This window comes from Micromonospora sp. NPDC049060 (genome assembly GCF_040649055.1).
GTDB classification, from domain to species: Bacteria; Actinomycetota; Actinomycetes; order Mycobacteriales; family Micromonosporaceae; genus Micromonospora; species Micromonospora reichwaldensis.
On the sequence record NZ_JBEZEV010000044.1, the window covers coordinates 28828 to 45458 of the forward strand.

The 16631-nt window shown below is 75.1% G+C and carries 11 protein-coding genes; 7 read left to right on the plus strand and 4 right to left on the minus strand.

Features of this window, described 5'->3' with window-relative positions:
- The first annotated feature begins 19 nt into the window (after nucleotides 1-19).
- Nucleotides 20-1240 carry a threonine ammonia-lyase gene (ilvA, locus tag AB0B83_RS17555; protein WP_357579071.1) on the plus strand — a complete coding sequence of 407 codons (1221 nt, stop codon included), beginning with the start codon at nucleotides 20-22 and terminating at the stop codon, nucleotides 1238-1240.
- Between the two features lie 112 nt (nucleotides 1241-1352).
- Here ilvA and greA read toward each other — a convergent pair whose 3' ends face one another.
- The gene (gene greA / locus AB0B83_RS17560; RefSeq protein WP_132233490.1) at nucleotides 1353-1850 is read right to left on the minus strand and encodes a transcription elongation factor GreA; all 498 of its coding nucleotides are present in this window, start codon (nucleotides 1848-1850) and stop codon (nucleotides 1353-1355) included.
- A 155-nt stretch (nucleotides 1851-2005) separates the two neighbouring features.
- Nucleotides 2006-2440 carry a DUF4307 domain-containing protein gene (locus AB0B83_RS17565; RefSeq protein ID WP_357579072.1) on the minus strand — a complete coding sequence of 145 codons (435 nt, stop codon included), beginning with the start codon at nucleotides 2438-2440 and terminating at the stop codon, nucleotides 2006-2008.
- Nucleotides 2441-2631: 191 nt separating this feature from the next.
- Between AB0B83_RS17565 and mca the strand changes: the two genes are divergently transcribed.
- The 4 genes from mca to AB0B83_RS17585 all read left to right on the plus strand — a co-directional run bounded on the left by mca (nucleotide 2632) and on the right by AB0B83_RS17585 (nucleotide 8695).
- The gene (gene mca, locus AB0B83_RS17570; protein ID WP_357579073.1) at nucleotides 2632-3513 is read left to right on the plus strand and encodes a mycothiol conjugate amidase Mca; all 882 of its coding nucleotides are present in this window, start codon (nucleotides 2632-2634) and stop codon (nucleotides 3511-3513) included.
- 48 nt (nucleotides 3514-3561) lie between these two features.
- Entirely contained in the window at nucleotides 3562-3855 is a 294-nt protein-coding gene (locus AB0B83_RS17575) for a hypothetical protein (RefSeq protein ID WP_357579074.1), read from the plus strand.
- 248 nt (nucleotides 3856-4103) lie between these two features.
- Nucleotides 4104-6566, plus strand: a complete 2463-nt coding sequence (locus AB0B83_RS17580; RefSeq protein WP_357579081.1) for a bifunctional diguanylate cyclase/phosphodiesterase — start codon at nucleotides 4104-4106, stop codon at nucleotides 6564-6566.
- A gap of 83 nt (nucleotides 6567-6649) precedes the next feature.
- On the plus strand, nucleotides 6650-8695 hold the full coding sequence (locus tag AB0B83_RS17585) for a thioredoxin domain-containing protein (RefSeq protein ID WP_357579075.1): 2046 nt from the start codon (nucleotides 6650-6652) through the stop codon (nucleotides 8693-8695).
- A 22-nt stretch (nucleotides 8696-8717) separates the two neighbouring features.
- Here AB0B83_RS17585 and AB0B83_RS17590 read toward each other — a convergent pair whose 3' ends face one another.
- Nucleotides 8718-9368, minus strand: a complete 651-nt coding sequence (locus tag AB0B83_RS17590; RefSeq protein WP_357579076.1) for a pyridoxal 5'-phosphate synthase — start codon at nucleotides 9366-9368, stop codon at nucleotides 8718-8720.
- A gap of 88 nt (nucleotides 9369-9456) precedes the next feature.
- Between AB0B83_RS17590 and AB0B83_RS17595 the strand changes: the two genes are divergently transcribed.
- The gene (locus tag AB0B83_RS17595) at nucleotides 9457-10638 is read left to right on the plus strand and encodes a 5-(carboxyamino)imidazole ribonucleotide synthase (protein WP_357579077.1); all 1182 of its coding nucleotides are present in this window, start codon (nucleotides 9457-9459) and stop codon (nucleotides 10636-10638) included.
- Nucleotides 10635-11126, plus strand: a complete 492-nt coding sequence (purE, locus tag AB0B83_RS17600) for a 5-(carboxyamino)imidazole ribonucleotide mutase (protein WP_311414331.1) — start codon at nucleotides 10635-10637, stop codon at nucleotides 11124-11126. The genes AB0B83_RS17595 and purE overlap by 4 nt, the downstream gene beginning before the upstream one ends.
- 363 nt (nucleotides 11127-11489) lie before the next feature.
- Here the strand turns inward: purE and AB0B83_RS17605 are convergent, their stop codons facing one another.
- On the minus strand, nucleotides 11490-16406 hold the full coding sequence (locus tag AB0B83_RS17605) for a permease (protein WP_357579078.1): 4917 nt from the start codon (nucleotides 16404-16406) through the stop codon (nucleotides 11490-11492).
- Nucleotides 16407-16631: the final 225 nt, after the last annotated feature.

Below are 16631 nucleotides of genomic sequence, written 5' to 3' on the forward strand. Positions count from 1 at the left end.
CGGGTGGCACGATCAGGGCATGACGGAACTGGTCGGTCTCGCCGACGTACGGGCCGCGCGGGAGCTTCTCGCCGACGTCGTCCGCACCACCCCGCTGGAGCCCTCCCGGCCGCTCAGCGCGGCGCTGGGCGGGCCGACGTGGCTCAAGTGCGAGAACCTGCAACGCGCCGGCTCGTACAAGGTGCGCGGCGCGTACGTGCGGATCTCCCGGCTGTCGGAGGCGGAGCGGGCCGACGGGGTGGTCGCGGCGAGCGCCGGCAACCACGCCCAGGGGGTGGCGCTCGCCGCCGGCCTGGTCGGTACGCACGCCACGGTCTTCATGCCGGTGAACGCGCCGCTGCCGAAGGTCGCCGCCACCAAGGGCTACGGCGCTCAGGTCGAGCTGGTCGGCAACACCGTCGACGAGTCCCTGGTCGCGGCGCAGACCTACGCCGAGCGGACGGGTGCGACGCTGATCCACCCGTTCGACCACCGGGACGTGATCGCCGGCCAGGGCACGGTGGCCCTGGAGATCCTCGAACAGTGCCCCGAGGTCAGGACGATCATCACGGGGGTGGGCGGCGGCGGGCTGGTCTCCGGCATGGCGGTGGCGGCCAAGGCGCTGCGGCCCGACGTGCGGATCATCGGCGTGCAGGCCGCTGGCGCCGCCGCCTTCCCGCCCTCCCTGGTGGCCGGCGAGCCGGTACGCCTCCCGGCGTTCGGCACCATCGCGGACGGCATCGCCGTCGGCCGGCCGGGGGAACTCACCTTCACCCACGTCCGCAAGCTGGTGGACGAGATCGTCACGGTCTCCGAGGAGGACATCTCCCGGGCGCTGCTGATGCTGCTGGAGCGGGGCAAGCAGGTGGTCGAGCCGGCCGGTGCGGTGGGCGTGGCCGCGCTGCTGGCGGGCGTCGTCGAGGTGCAGGCGCCGGTGGTGGCGGTGCTCTCCGGCGGCAACATCGATCCGCTGCTGATGCTGCGGGTGATCGAGCACGGCCTCGCCGCCGCCGGACGCTACCTGCGGGTGACGGTGCGCTGCTCGGACCGCCCCGGCCAGCTCGCGTCGCTGCTCGGCGAGATCGCCGAGCACCGGGCGAACGTGGTGGACGTGGAGCACCAGCGGGCCAATCCGCACCTGCGCCTGGGCGAGGTGGAGGTGGCCCTGTCGGTGGAAACCCGGGGGGTCGAGCACTCCGACACGCTGATCAGCGCGTTGCGGGCCAGCGGCTACCAGGTGGTCTTCGCCGGCGAGGCGTGACACCGGGACCGGTGCCACGCCTCGCGGGGTCGCTCGTCGTCGCCGCCCGGCCGGATCGGCGCTCGGGCGGCCGTGTCGCCAGCCCGGGCCGCCCCGGCCCGGCGGCGGGGGCTCAGCCGGAGAACGGCTCGAAGCTGACCACGGTCACCTTGATGTCGGCCCCGCTGGGGGCGGTGTAGGTGCAGGTCTGGCCGGCCCGGCCGCCCAGGATCGCCTGGCCCAGCGCCGACTCCGGGCTGTAGACCGTCAGCTCGGTGGTCGACGCGATCTCCCGGGAGCCGAGCAGGAAGGTCTCGGTGTCGTCCTTGTCGTCGTCGAAGTAGATCGTCACGACCATGCCGGGCGACACCGCGTCGGCGGCCTGCGCCCCGCCCACCTTGGCGGTGCGGAGCAGCTCCTTGAGGTAGAGGATGCGCCCCTCGGCCTTGCCCTGCTCCTCGCGGGCGGCGTGGTAGCCACCGTTCTCCCGCAGGTCGCCCTCCTCGCGGCGGGCGTTGATCTCGGCGGCGATGACCGGCCGGTTGGCGATCAGCTCGTCGAGCTCGCCCTGGAGCCGGTCGAACGCGTCCTGGGACAGCCAGGTGGCGGGCGCCTCGTTGCCAGTGGACACAGGCGTTCTCCTCGTTCGTGCGTGCTGGCTGACAGGTGAACTTCCAAGTTACCAGTGCGGTACGACACAGGGCGCGCTCGAACACCGGCGGTACCCCCGGTGCCCGGGCCGCCGAGGCTGTCCGGGCCGCGCGCCCGAGCCCGCGCCGTGGCCGCTCAGCCCGCGGGCCGGCAGCGCAGCACCTCGCCGACGAAGGGGCGGGCGGTGGTGGCCAGCCGGTGCTGCGCGGTCGCCTGCCGCTGGTCGGGGCGGGCGGTCACCGTGACCTCTTCCCGGCCCACCTCGGCGCCGTCGCGGTCCCGGGCGCGCAGCAGGCAGACCGCCGAGCCCCCCTTCGGCAGGGTGACCCGGAAGTCGACAAGCACCTGGCTGTCGGTGATCCCCGTGTAGGTGATCACCTCGGCGTCGTAGTTCGGGTCGCCGTACTGCCGGTAGAGCCGCACCGCGACCAGGGTCATGACCGCGACCAGGGCGACCACCAGCAGCGCCACCAGCAGCGGCCGGCGACGCCCGGGCTCCCGGCGGCGGCCGTACCGGCCGGGCGGGAAGGCCGGCGCGCCCGGCGGAAGTGTGGCGTGCGTCTCGGTCACCGGCGGGTATCTCCTGGCGTCGTTGTCGGGGGCATCGGCAAGAATGGCAGGGTTCCATCTTCCCAGCCCGTCCCGTCGTCAAATATGACAGGTCGGCACCGGCAGGTCCCGGCGTGGGGGGAAGATTCCGGCAGGTCAGCCGGGCGGTCCCGCGGGGGGTCCGCCGGGGCCAGAGACGAGGAGCGCCGACGTTGGCAGAGCAACTGCGACTGATGGCCGTCCACGCACACCCCGACGACGAGTCGAGCAAGGGCGCCGCGACCATGGCGAAGTACGTCGCCGAGGGCGTGGACGTCCTGGTGGTCACGTGCACCGGCGGCGAGCGCGGCAGCGTGCTGAACCCGAAGATGGACCGACCGGACGTCTGGGCCAACATCGCCGACGTCCGCCGGGCGGAGATGGACGCCGCGCGGGCGATCCTCGGCGTCGAGCAGGCGTGGCTCGGCTTCGTCGACTCCGGCCTGCCCGAGGGCGACCCGCGGCCGCCGCTGCCCGAGGGCTGCTTCGCCCTCCAGGACGTCGAGGTGGCGGCCGGCCCGCTGGTGCGGCTGATGCGCCAGTTCCGTCCGCACGTCGTCACGACGTACGACGAGGAGGGCGGCTACCCGCACCCCGACCACATCATGACCCACAAGGTCAGCGTGGCCGCGTTCGAGGCCGCCGGCGACCCGGAGCGCTATCCGGAGCTGGGCGAGCCGTGGCAGCCGCTGAAGCTCTACTACGACATCGGCTTCTCCAAGGGCAAGATCATGGCGCTGCACGAGACGCTGCTCGCCGCCGGCCTGACGTCGCCCTACGAGGAGTGGATCAAGCGCTGGGAGGACCGCCCCGACAAGGGCCCCCGGATCACGACCCGGGTCGAGTGCGCCGACTACTTCCCGGTCCGCGACGACGCGCTGCGCGCCCACGCCACCCAGATCGACCCGGACGGCTTCTGGTTCCAGGTGCCGATGGAGCTGCAACGGCGGGCGTGGCCGACGGAGGACTTCGAGCTGGTGCGCTCGCTGGTCGACAGCCCGCTGCCCGAGTCGGACCTCTTCGCCGGGGTGCGCGAGACGGCCCATGCCCGCTGATCCGGGCCGGGGCTACCCTGGTCACCAACCGCACACCGGAGGAACGCCATGCTGACCGCCGCAGAGGTGCTCGCCCAGAACAACTTCGGGGACACCCGCACGGGTGGCCTGGCCGGGCCGATGGGCCTCTTCCTCATCCTCGTTCTGGCCACCGCCACCGTCCTGCTGATCCGCAACATGAACTCCCGGCTGCGTCGGCTGCCCGACCGGTTCCCCCAGCAGGGCCCGCCGGCGACCCCCGACCAGGCGGACGCGGCAGTCGTCGATCCGACAGATGCTGCGCTGACGCAGGATTCATCCTCCGCCGCTCCCACCGGGCGTCAGCAGCGTCGCAACGGCTAGTCCGCCCATGATTCACGTCGAACCCGGTCGTCGCCCCCTGTTGCGGCCACCGGGTTTGCCTTAGCCTCTCGCCGGGGGGACCAAGAGTTCCCGAGCCGTGCGCGGGAGGGGGCGCCGATGACCACCACACCAGCGGTCGCCCGTCGTACCGGCGAGCGGCCCGCGGGCGGAGCGGCCCGGTGACCTCCGGCAGGGCCGGCGAGTCGACCGACCGGGTCGGAGTCCGCGGCACCCCCGCGCGGCTGCTCCTGCTCACCGCCGCAGTCGCGCTGACCGCGCTGGTCGCCGCCGGGCTGGGGTGGACCGCCCCGAGCCACCTTCCCGCCGACGACCCGCTCGGCGGGCCGGCCCGCTTCGGCCTCGCCGTCGCCGTGTTCGCCGTCGCCCAGCTGGCGCGGCTGCGCTTCCGCACCGCCGCCGGGATGGTGAGCATCACCTGGGGCGAGGCGGCGCTGATCATCTGCCTCTACCTGACGCCCACCGGCTGGCTCCCCTCCGCCGCGCTCCTCGGCGCCGCGCTCGCCTGGTCGGCCATGTCGCTGCTCGGCGACCGGCGGCCGGTGCTGGAGGTCGTCCGGATCACGGCGTCGCTGACCGCCGCCACCGCCCTGGCCGTCTCCGTCACCACCGTGCTCGGCGAGCCGCTGCTGGCGACGCCGACCCCGGCGCTCGCCCTGGCCGTGCTCGCGGGCTCGGTCACCTACCTTCTCGCCACCGCCTGGCTCGGCGGCGCCAGCCTGGCGCTGCGGCACGGCATCCCCGTCGGGCCGCCGCTGCTCGCCGCGCTGCGGGGCAAGCTGCTGATGTTCGTCGGGAACGTGGCCGTCGGCCTGGTCGTGGTGGCGCTGCTGGAACTCGACGCGCGCTGGCTGCTGCTGCTCCCGCCGCCGCTCTGGCTGCTCCAGCAGACCTACCGGCACCGGCTCCGCGCCGACCAGGAACGGCGCACCTGGCGGGCCTTCGCCGAGGCCACCGCCGCGCTCAACCAGCTCGACGAGCGGGGCGTCGCCACGGCCGCCGTGACGGGCGCGCTGACCCTGTTCAACGCCGAACTCGTCGACGTCGACGTGGCCCGGGGCGACGGCCGGTGGCGGCGCTACCGGGGCGACCCGGGCGGCCAGCTGGTCGACCGGGAGGTCGCACCGCCCGGCCGGACCGAGCCCGAGGACCACGAGCTGGTGCGTACCCTCTCCGTGGGTGCCGCCCGGGTGGGCGAGCTGCGGGTCCGGTTCCCGCGCTGCGCGCCACCCAACGCCCGGGAACGCGACGCCGTGGCCGCGTTCGGCGACGCGCTCGCCGCCGCGCTGCACGACGCCGCGACCCACCGCGAGCTGCGCCTGGTCACCGCCCGCTCGTCGTACGAGGCGGTGCACGACCAGCTCACCGGGCTGGTGAACCGGTCGGCCCTGCTCAGCAAGGGCGACCAGGCGCTGCGCCAGCTCGCCCACGACCACCCGGTGGCGCTGCTGCTGCTCGACATCGACCAGTTCAAGGAGGTCAACGACACCCTCGGGCACGCGGCCGGCGACCAGCTGCTGCGGTTGACCGCCAACCGGCTGGGCGCCCTCGCCCGCCCCGGGGACCTGCTCGCCCGCCTCGGCGGCGACGAGTTCGCGCTGCTTTTGACGTCGGTCCCGGTGATCGGCGACCGGGCCGCCCCGATGGCGTACGCGCTGCGGCAGGCCCGCGAGATCGCCGAGCGGCTCGCCGCGCCGACCGAGGTGGCCGGGGTGCGGATGTCCGTCGAGGTCTCCGTCGGGGTGGTGGTCGCCGACGCCGGCACCGCCGACCTGACCGAGCTGCTGCGCCGGGCCGACATCGCCATGTACCAGGCCAAGGAGGGCGGCGGCAGCGTCGCCGCGTACGACTCCGCCCGGGACGCCGCCAGCACCGACCAGCTGGCCCTGCTGGCGGAGCTGCGCGAGGCGCTGAAGACCGACGACCAGCTCGTGCTGGCGTTGCAGCCGGCGGTCGACCTGACCACCGGCGCCCCGACGGGGGTGGAGGCGCTGATCCGCTGGCGGCACCCGCGCCGGGGCTGGCTCGGGCCGCACGACTTCATCCGCCCGGTGGAGAACAGCGAGCAGCTCGGCACCTTCACCCGCTACGTGCTGGACAAGGCGCTCGCCGTCGCCGCCAGCTGGGCCCGCGACGGGCTCGACGTGCCGATCTCGGTCAACCTGTCGGCGCGCAGCCTGCTCGACCCCCGCCTGCCCACCGAGATCGCCGACGCCCTGCGCCGGCACCAGGTGCCGCCGGACCGGCTGGTCCTGGAGATCACCGAGACGGTGGTGATGAGCGAGCTGGAGGTCATCGACGAGGTGCTCGCCACGCTGCGGTCGATGGGCGTGCAACTCGCCGTCGACGACTTCGGCACGGGCTTCTCCTCGCTGACGTTCCTCACCCGGATCGCGGTGGACGAGCTCAAGGTGGACCGTTCCTTCGTGATCCGGATGGCCGACTCCCCGGAGGCGGCGGCGATCGTACGGACCACCGTCGGCCTCGCCCACGAGCTGGGGCTGCGGGTGGTCGCCGAGGGCGTGGAGACCGCCGAGCAGCGCCTCGCGCTGGCCGAGCTGGGCTGCACGGCCGCCCAGGGCTACCACTTCTTCAAGCCGATGCCGGCCGACAAGATCGGGGCGGTCCTCGGCACCCTGCTCGACGAGGCCCGTCCCAACGTCTTCCCGCTGCGCGCCGACGGGGCCTCCTGACCCGAGCCCGCCGCACGGCCCGGGGAGGACTGGTCCACGTCGGAGCGCGGGCGGGCGCGTCACCGGGTGGTTATGGTCGTCGGGTGAACCGACTCGCTGACGCCACGAGCCCGTACCTGCTCCAGCACGCCGACAACCCGGTCGACTGGTGGCCCTGGTGCGACGAGGCGTTCGCCGAGGCGAAGCGCCGGGACGTGCCGGTGCTCATCTCGGTCGGCTACGCCGCCTGTCACTGGTGCCACGTGATGGCCCACGAGTCGTTCGAGAACGAGCAGGTCGGCGCCCTGATGAACGACGACTTCGTCTGCGTGAAGGTGGACCGCGAGGAACGCCCCGACGTCGACGCCGTCTACATGACCGCCACCCAGGCGATGACCGGGCAGGGCGGGTGGCCGATGACCGTCTTCGCCACGCCCGACGGCACCCCGTTCTTCTGCGGCACCTACTTTCCCCGGGCGAACTTCGTCCGGCTGCTCCAGTCGGTCGCCGCAGCCTGGCGGGACCAGCGCGACGCCGTCGTCCAGCAGGGCGCCGCCGTGGTCGAGGCGATCGGCGGCGCGCAGGCCGTGGGCGGGCCCACCGCGCCGCTGGACGCCGCGCTGCTCGACGCCGCGGCCGACCAGCTCGCCAAGGAGTACGACGAGGTGAACGGCGGTTTCGGCGGTGCGCCGAAGTTCCCGCCGCACATGAACCTGCTCTTCCTGCTGCGGCACCACCAGCGCACCGGCTCGCCGCGCAGCCTGGAGATCGCCCGGCACACCTGCGAGGCGATGGCCCGGGGCGGCATCTACGACCAGCTCGCCGGCGGCTTCGCCCGCTACTCGGTCGACGGGCACTGGACGGTGCCGCACTTCGAGAAGATGCTCTACGACAACGCGCTGCTGCTGCGGTCGTACACCCAGCTCTGGCGCCTGACCGGCGATCCGCTGGCCCGCCGCGTCGCGCAGGACACCGCCTGGTTCCTCGCCGACGAGCTGAATATGCCGCGCGGCGGGTTCGCCTCGGCGCTGGACGCCGACACCGAGGGCGTCGAGGGGGCGACCTACGCCTGGACGCCGACCCAGCTCGTCGAGGTGCTGGGGGAGGAGGACGGCCGTTGGGCCACCGACCTCTTCGCCGTCACCGAGGCCGGCAGCTTCGAGCACGGCACCAGCGTGCTGCGGCTCGCCCGGGACGTGGACGACGCGGACCCGGCGGTGCGACAGCGCTGGCAGGACGTCGTCGGCCGGCTGCTCGAGGCGCGCCGGGCACGGCCGCAGCCCGCCCGGGACGACAAGGTCGTGGCCGCCTGGAACGGGCTGGCCATCACCGCGATCGCCGAGTTCAACCGGATGGCCGACACGCTCGGTCCGGCGGGCCCCGACGAGGGGTCGCAGACGCTGGAGAGCGTCGCCGACGGCACCTACGGCGCGATGCGCGACGCCGCCGAGTACCTGGCGAAGGTGCACATCGTCGACGGGCGGTTGCGCCGCGTCTCCCGCGACGGGGTGGTCGGCGATCCCGCCGGGGTACTGGAGGACTATGGCTGCGTCGCCGAGGCGTTCTGCGCGATGCACCAGCTCACCGGCGAGGGGCGCTGGCTGGAACTGGCCGGTGGACTGCTCGACGTCGCGCTGGAGCGGTTCGCCGCGCCGGGCGGCGCCTTCTACGACACCGCCGACGACGCGGAACGCCTGGTCAGCCGACCGGCCGACCCCACCGACAACGCCACCCCGTCGGGGCGCTCGGCGATCGTCGCGGCGCTTGTCGCGTACGCGGCGCTGACCGGGGAGACCCGCTACCGGGAGGCCGCCGAGGCCGCCCTGTCGACCGTGGCGCCCATCGTCGGCCGGCACGCCCGGTTCACCGGCTACGCGGCCACCGTCGGCGAGGCGCTGCTCTCCGGGCCGTACGAGATCGCGGTGGTCACCGACGAGCCGGCCGGGGACCCGCTGGTCGCGGCGGCACACCGGCACGCCCCGCCCGGCGCGGTGATCGTGGCGGGCCGCCCGGGCCAGCCCGGGGTGCCGCTGCTCGCCGACCGGCCGATGGTCGACGGGCGGCCCACCGCGTACGCCTGCCGGGGTTTCGTCTGTGAGCGCCCGGTGACGACGGTGGACGACCTGGTCGGCCAGCTCGGCCGGCGCTGACGCCTCCGGTCCGTGCGGGTGCTCACGGCCAGAGTTGCTCGCGTTCCCAGCCCGTGCCGGTGCGGCGGTAGCGCAGCCGGACGTGCCGGCGCTGCGCGTCCGCCTGCCAGAACTCGACGCTGTGCGGCGCGACCGCGTAGACGGTGTGCGTCTCGGCGACCAGATCGGGATCGGCGGCCAGCCGCTTCCGGATCCGGGCCAGCTCGCGGTCCAACTCGGCGCGCTCGGTGAGCACGTCGCTCTGCCGGCCGGCCAGTCCGGCCATCCGTGACCCGTCGGGCCGTGCCAGGAAGTCGGCCCGGGAGACGTCGGGGTCCGCCGGGGAGGCGATTCCCCGCACCCGGACCTGGCGGCCCTGCTCGCGCCAGTGGAAGCTGAGCGCGGTCCGGGGGTTCCCGGCGAGCTGACGGCCCTTGGCGCTGGCCGAACTGGTGGCGAAGTGCCAGCCGGCCTCGTCGAGGTCCTTAAGGATCAGCACCCGGACGTCCGGCATGCCGTCGGCGTCGACGGTGGAAACGGTCATCGCGTGCGGCTCGTCGACGCCCGTGTCGATCGCAGCGGCCATCCACTCGACGAAGAGGGCCAGCGGCTCGGCCGGGGCGGCGGCAGGATCGAACGACGGCATGTCGTGCGCGAGCACCGGCAGGCCACGGAGCAGACTGCGAATCGTCATGCCATGATCCTTTCAGCAGCGGCGGTGGGTGTTCGATGCGCCATCCGGCGGCGCAGGTGGCGGGGCGTCCCGATAGGCTGGCGCCGCTATGGATTCCCGTACCGGTCTGCCCGTTGTCGGCATGGTGGGCGGTGGCCAGCTGGCCCGGATGACCCACCAGTCCGCGATCGCCCTCGGCCAGTCGCTGCGCGTGCTCGCGCTGGCCCCCGACGACGGCGCCGCGCTGGTCGCCGCCGACGTCCAGTACGGCGACCACACCGACCTCGCCGCGCTGCGCACCTTCGCCAAGGCCTGCGACGTGGTCACCTTCGACCACGAGCACGTCCCCACCGAGCACATCCGCACGTTGGCCGCCGAGGGCGTGAAGCTCTTCCCGCCGGCCGACGCGCTGCTGCACGCCCAGGACAAGCGGGTCATGCGGGAGCGGCTCGGCGAGCTGGGCGCGCCGAACCCGGCGTGGCGAGGAGTCGCCGAGCCCGCCGACCTGGTGGCGTTCGGCGACGAGATCGGCTGGCCGGTCGTGCTCAAGGCGGCCCGCGGCGGGTACGACGGCCGGGGCGTGTGGATGGTCGACGACGCGGCGCAGGCCGGGGAGCTGGCCACGACCCTGCTGGCCGGCGGCACCCGGCTGATCGTCGAGGAGCGGGTGCCGCTGCGCCGGGAGCTCGCCGTGCAGGTGGCGCGCTCGCCGTTCGGGCAGGTCGCCGCGTACCCGGTGGTCGAGACGGTGCAGCGCGACGGCATCTGCGTCGAGGTGCTCGCCCCCGCACCGGGCCTGCCGGAGGAGCTGGCGGTCGCCGCCCAGGAGCTCGCCATCGACCTGGCCACCGCGCTCGGCGTGGTCGGCCTGCTCGCCGTGGAGCTGTTCGAGGTCGCCGACCCGGCCGCGCCCGGGGGCAGCCGGATCGTCGTGAACGAGCTGGCGATGCGGCCGCACAACTCGGGGCACTGGACCATCGAGGGCGCACGCACGTCGCAGTTCGAGCAGCACCTGCGGGCGGTGCTCGACTACCCGATGGGCGACACCTCGCTGACCGCTCCCGTGGTGGTGATGGCGAACGTCCTCGGTGGCGAGCCGGGCGGCATGTCGATCGACGAGCGGCTGCACCACCTCTTCGCGGCCGAGCCGGGCGCCAAGGTGCACCTCTACGGCAAGCAGGTGCGGCCCGGCCGCAAGATCGGGCACGTCACGGTGCTCGGTGACGACCTGGACGACGTACGGACGCGGGCCGCGCGAGCCGCCCGCTGGTTGCGGGAGGGGCGGGCGTGAGCGTCGTTGGGCTGATCATGGGCAGCGACTCGGACTGGCCGACGATGAAGGCCGCCGCCGAGGTGCTGGACGAGTTCGAGGTGCCGTACGAGGTCGAGGTCGTCTCGGCGCACCGTACGCCGATCAAGATGATCGACTACGGGCGCGCCGCGGCCGACCGGGGCCTGAAGGTCATCATCGCCGGGGCGGGTGGCGCCGCCGCCCTGCCCGGGATGGTCGCCTCGGTCACCCCGCTGCCCGTGATCGGCGTACCGGTGCCGTTGAAGCACCTCGACGGGATGGACTCGCTGCTCTCCATCGTGCAGATGCCGGCCGGCGTGCCGGTGGCCACCGTGTCGATCGGCAACGCCCGCAACGCCGGGCTGCTCGCCGTCCGCATCCTGGCCGCCGCCGACCGCGCCCTGCTCGACCGGATGTCGGCCTACCAGGCCGACCTGGAGCAGTTGGTCGCCGAGAAGGACGCGGCCCTGCGCGCCTCCCTCGCCTGACGTCTCCGCGCCGGCCCGACTCTGGGGCTCATCGCTGTGGGTGACGGATGCCGGGGTTGCGCAGGGTTACGGTGACGGCTCGGGGTGCCAACCCCTTCTTCGCCCCTTTGCTCTGCATACCTCCGCGCACCAGCGTCCTGAACTGGCGTTTTCGCAAAGCCACAGTGGTTGACGCCTCAAGCATTCGCTACGCGCGGTGACTGTTGCATCAATGGGTGCAGAGCAAAGGGGAGACGGGGCATACGCCCGGTCGAGCCGAGAAGTCACGCTACGTGTTCTCCGGATCGGTGATCCAACGGTCGGCCTCTCGACGGTGCCAACCAGCAGTGGCAACTGACCGCCGGGGGACGGGCCCCGCCGGTCTCATCGCATGCCGCGCAGGGCCGTCTGGAGCCGTTCCTGGGCCCGGCGCCGGCGCTCGTTGCTCGCGCCGAGCGCCAGCAGCAGGATGCCGACGGGGATCAGGGCCAGCCACGGGCCCAGGCTGAACAGCGCGTGCACCGCCGCGATCGCCGTCACGGCGGCGCCCACGATCACCGGCGCCTGCTGCTGGCTCATCGACCCGAAGACGAGGACGGCCACGGCGCCGAGCAGCAGCAGCACCTGGCGCAGCGTGCTGGAGTCGGTGGCCAGCACGATCGCCAGGGTCGGCACGAACGCGGCGACCAGCGCGGGCCCGTACGCGACCCAGCTGCTCAGGTCGGGCCGGTGCCGCAACTCCAGCACGCCGACGAGCAGGGCGAGCGCCGCGAAGGGCAGCGTGTAGGCCTCCGGCAGCGCCACGTCGGCCACCCGCATCAGGATCCACCACGCGGCGATCTCGCAGACCACCACCGCCCAGAACAGGATGCGCCGCTCCACCGGCCGGCGGCCCGGTCGGGTCGCCGCCACGCCCAGCACCGCACCCCAGGCGGCCAGCAGCGCCGCGATGTGCCGGGGCGAGTCGAAGGCCAACGCCAGGGCGATCAGGGCGGCGGCGTACCCGCTCCACTCGACGGTGGCCGCCTCCCGCTGGGCCTCGGGGCGACGCAGCCGGGGCAGGGTCGCGGCGAACACCTGGAGGGCCGCGCCGACCGCCAGTACGCCGAACGCGGACCAGACGGCCGCGAGGCCGGCCACCAGGCCGGCGGTGAGCACGAAGAGCTGCGCCATCAGCGAGGCGAACAGCCAGCCGAGGATGCGCGCCCGCTGGGTGGTGCCAAAGATCGCGGCCACCGCGCCGACGCCGACCGCGCCGCCCAGGGTGAACAGGGTCAGCTCCCGCGTCGCCAGGCCGCCGACCAGGCCCGCGCTCCCGGCGGCCAGGCCGATGGCGAAGACGAGCACCCTGGCCAGCCGCAGTGAGCGGGCCCGCTCGGCCAGCGGCGGGGGCGGGGTGAGCGCCAGGCCCAGCATCGAGATGGTGAACACGGACAGCGCCGCCAGGGTGCTCGCCGGCCAGCCGTTGCCGAGCGAGACCGGGGTGATCAGCAGGGTGACGGCGGCACCGGGCAGCACCACCGGCACGGCCCGGGAGCGCCGCCCGCCGCTGAAGCCGGTGGCGGCCAGCGCGGCGGTCGCGGTCAGCAGCAGCGCGGTCAGCACGTGGGTCGCGTCGACCGCGTCGGGTGGCGGGGTGAGCAGCTCCGGCGGCGGCCCCTGCCACACCCGGCCCAGACTGCGGTGCGGGTCGACCAGGGCGACGACCAGGGACGGCGCGATCGACACCAGCGCCAGGGCGGTGGGCAGCGCGGCGGCGGCGAGCGCACCGGCGGCGGGGCTGACCCGCCAGCGGCGCCGCGTGCCGTCGTCCGGCAGCCGCCGCAGCGCGCCGTCCAGCAGCACCGACCAGCGCCGGACCGGCTGGGCCGCGCCGACCGGCGGTTCCGTCGCGCCCCGCACCAGCTCGGCGAGCACCCCGAGCAGGGCCGCCGCGGCGGCGTAGACGCCGACGGGCATGCCGGCGGGGACGGCGGCCAGGGCGCTCACCGTGGCGCCGCCGACCACCGCCGCGCTGGCCCAGGGCAGGTACTGCGGGATCCGTCGCCGGGCGGCGGCCACCGCCGCCAGGCCCAGGCTCGACGCGGCCAACGCGGCGGTGAGCAGCACCTCCGGCGGGCGCCCGAACTCGGCCGCCAGCGCCGCGACGGCGCCCGGGAACGCGAGCAGTGCGGCACCGGCCGCGGCGCCCCCGATCTGGGCGAGGTGCGGCGGCATCCCCTCGGTCTCGATGTCCTCCACCAGCGGCACGGCCAGCGACCGGGCCAGCGCCGCCACCACGATGCCGATCAGCGCGATGCTGCCCAGCGCCAGCGCGGTGGTCCACGGCCGGACCAGTCCCGCCCCGGCGGCGTGCAGGGCGACGACACCGGCCACGACCGCCCGGGACAGGCCAGCGCGGGGGTCGACCGCGGCCACGGCGGCGGCCCCGAAGACGGTGGCGACCATGCCGCCGACCAGGACGGGCGACCACCACGGCAGGTCGAAGGCGGCCGGCGCGCCGATCGTGGCGAGCACGGCCGCCGCGCCCGACACGTCGTACTTCCACGGTGGCGGCAGCAGGACGGCGGCGGCGACGCCGAGCAGGGCCAGCGCGACCGGGGCCTGCCACATCGACCCACCGGTCGGCCCGGCCGGCCAACCGGTCAGGTCACCGGCCCAGATCGGGCCCGGGGTGGCGAGCACCCCCAGGCCGCCCCGCAGCGCGCTCCAGCCGGCCAGCAGCCCGATCAGCACGCCGCCGACGGCGAGGCCGACGATCGGCCCCCGTCGCCACTCCTCCGGCATGGCCCGGGCGGCCACGGCCACCACCAGCACCAGCGCGGCGGCGACGGCGAGCTGCCCGCCGGGGGCGAGTACGGCCGCGATCCGGGCCAGGGTGGCGATCAGGGCGGCGGTCACCGCCGCGGCGGCCAGGTCGGAGCCGTCCAGGGTGAGATCGGAGCGCCGGCCGGCGTCGATGGGACCGGCGAACACCACCATCGCGGCGGCGACGAGCAGCAGGCCGCCGACCCAGGCGTCGGCGGCGGTGGCGCCCGGGGCCCCGAACGCGGCGGCGGTGACCGTGACCGCGCCGAGGGCGGTGCCCACCGCCAGCGGCGTCGGGATGCGACGCTGGGAGACCTGCACGATGGCGGCGTGCCCGAGGGTGACGCAGACCGCCAGGAAGCTGGCCGCGAGCACCGGGACGGTGACCTCGCGCAGGCTCGCCGGGGTCGGCGTCGGGTCGACCGGCACGGTCGCGGCGACGAAGGCGGCCACCGCGCCCGGCAGCGCGAACGCCGCGCCCCCGGCGGCCCACGCGGATACGGTGTCGGCCGCCGCCGGGGCGAGCCGCATCCGGGGCGCCACGGCGACCAGGACTCCGGCGGCGAACAGGGTGAGCAGGACCGCGGTGGTCAGCGCCGGCCGGGCCAGTCCCGCGCCCGCGCCGAACAGGCCGACGCCGGCGGCGGTCGCCGCGTGCGCCAGCGCCGCGCGTTCGGTGCGGGCGGAGAGCCCGACCACCCCGATGCCGACCGCCGTCAGCACCATCGGCCAGGGCGCCACCGCCCAGCCGAGACCGAACGACGCCGGTACGGCGAGCGCGGTCAGCGCCGCGCCGACCACGGCGAACTCCCGGCGGATCTCGGGCGGCAGGGCCAGCACCGCGGCGACGGTCAGCAGGAAGGCGCTCGCGGCGAGCTGCCAGGCCGCCGGTCCCACGGCTGCCGACAGCTCGGCCGGGTAGCGGCCCAGGTCGGCCGCCCAGGCCGGCAGCGCGGCCCGGACGGGGGCGACCCCGGCGCGCAGGGCGCCCCCGGCGACCACCACCCCGCTGACGGTGAGCGCCACCGCCGAGGCGAGCTGCGGCCCGCGTCGGGCCGCCTCCGGCACCGCCCGCACGGCCAGCCCGGTCAGCGTGATGACCGCCGTGATCAGCAGCAGCGCCCGCCCGGGGAACGCCACCGAGGCGATCCGGCTCAGCGCGCCGATCACGGCGAGGGTGAAGATCCCGGCGCCGAGGTCGGGCAGCGGCGGCCGGCGCAGCACCAGCGTCCCGGCCAGCCCCACCGCGGCGGCCAGCAGCAGCACCACGCCGGTCCCGGTGGCGGCCGGCACGGTGCTCGCGCGGAGCAGGGCGGAGACGGCGTACGCGAGGGCGAGGGCGACCGCCACCCCGTGCAGCACCCAGGTCAGCTCGCGCAGCCACGGCACCGGGCGGGCGGCCGGCACCCGTTCCTGCGCCGGCAGCCCGCCGTCGACCACCTCGCCGGCCTCCTCGGGCGCCCCCTCGGGCCGGCTGTCGGCGCGGCGCTGCCGGGGCGTCGCCGGGGACCCGGCGGGTGTCGCCGAGGGCCCGGGCAGGTCCCGGCGGACCGGCCGCTCCACGGTGACCGCGGACCGGGCCAGCCAGAGGTCGAGCAGGGCCACCGCAGTCAGCACGAGGGCCCAGCCGGCCGGGCCGGTGATCCGGTCGGATGCCAGCAGCGGCAGCACCGGCTGCGCGGCCAGCACCGTGGCGAACCGGGGCGCGCGCAGCCCCGTCCAGCCGGCGTAGCCGAAGGAGACGCCGGCGGTGACGGCGAAGATGACGCCGGCGAAGATCGCGCCCGAGGCGCCACCGTTGCCGATTTGGTCCACCGCCCACAGCGCGTAGCCGGCGAGCGGCACCAGGAGCAGGCCGACCGCCGAGATGGTCTCGGCGGTCGAGGTGAGCCCGCGTCGGGCCAGCACCGGCGGGGCGAGCAGCATCAGCACCGTCGCGAGGAGCAGGATGCCCAGCCGGGCCAGCGCGTCCATCGAGCTGGTGGCCACGGCGGCGAAGACCACGGCGGCGACCCCGAGCAGCAGCGCGCCGAGCCCGAGGGGGATGTTCTGCACCTCGCGGGAGGACGCCTCCGGCGGGTGCTCCGGGTCGTCGGCGTCGAGCCAGGTGGCGGTCGACGGCGGGGGCGGCGGCGGGTCCTCGGGGCCGGCCGGGGTGCCCTGCCGGGGGACCCGGGGCGGGGCGCCGGTGGCGGCCGTGGGCGGCCGGCGGCCCGGCCTGCGGCGCAGCACCCGACGGGGGCGGGTGGCCTGCTTGAGACGTTCCTCACCGGCGTGGGCGAGGATGTCCCGCTGGAAGAGCGCGGCCTGCATCTTGGCGGCGATCTGCCGCTGCTCGCTGGCGATGGCGGCCTCGCGGGCCTTCATCTCCGCGATCGAGCGCTCGATCTCCGCCAGGTGCTCGACCCACTGTGGCTGGTGCGCACCGCAGTGCGGGCAGCTGGCGGCCGGTTTGATCTCCCGGCCGCACGAGGAGCACTGAAAGCTCGCCACGACACCCCTCCACCCGCACTGTGGACTCCCACCTTGGCAGCATGCCCAATGTGGGCGCGGATTTCGACAGTTGTCGGCGGGTCCGGGGCAAAGATCGTCCACGCGTACGGCGAACGGCCGGTCGCGGAGCGTGCTCAAGCGCACCGGGCTGACGATCATCCGCGAGCGGGCCGCCGTCGGGTACCGGCACCTGGAGTACGAGGCGGCGACCGACCGGTACTCCCC

Bases quoted from the DNA above. Each gene is read 5' to 3' on its own strand.
- ilvA (WP_357579071.1), top strand. From the start codon at position 20: ATGACGGAACTGGTCGGTCTCGCCGACGTACGGGCCGCGCGGGAGCTT.
- AB0B83_RS17575 (WP_357579074.1), top strand. From the start codon at position 3,562: ATGCTGACCGCCGCAGAGGTGCTCGCCCAGAACAACTTCGGGGACACC.
- AB0B83_RS17590 (WP_357579076.1), bottom strand. From the start codon at position 9,368: ATGACGATTCGCAGTCTGCTCCGTGGCCTGCCGGTGCTCGCGCACGAC.
- AB0B83_RS17595 (WP_357579077.1), top strand. From the start codon at position 9,457: ATGGATTCCCGTACCGGTCTGCCCGTTGTCGGCATGGTGGGCGGTGGC.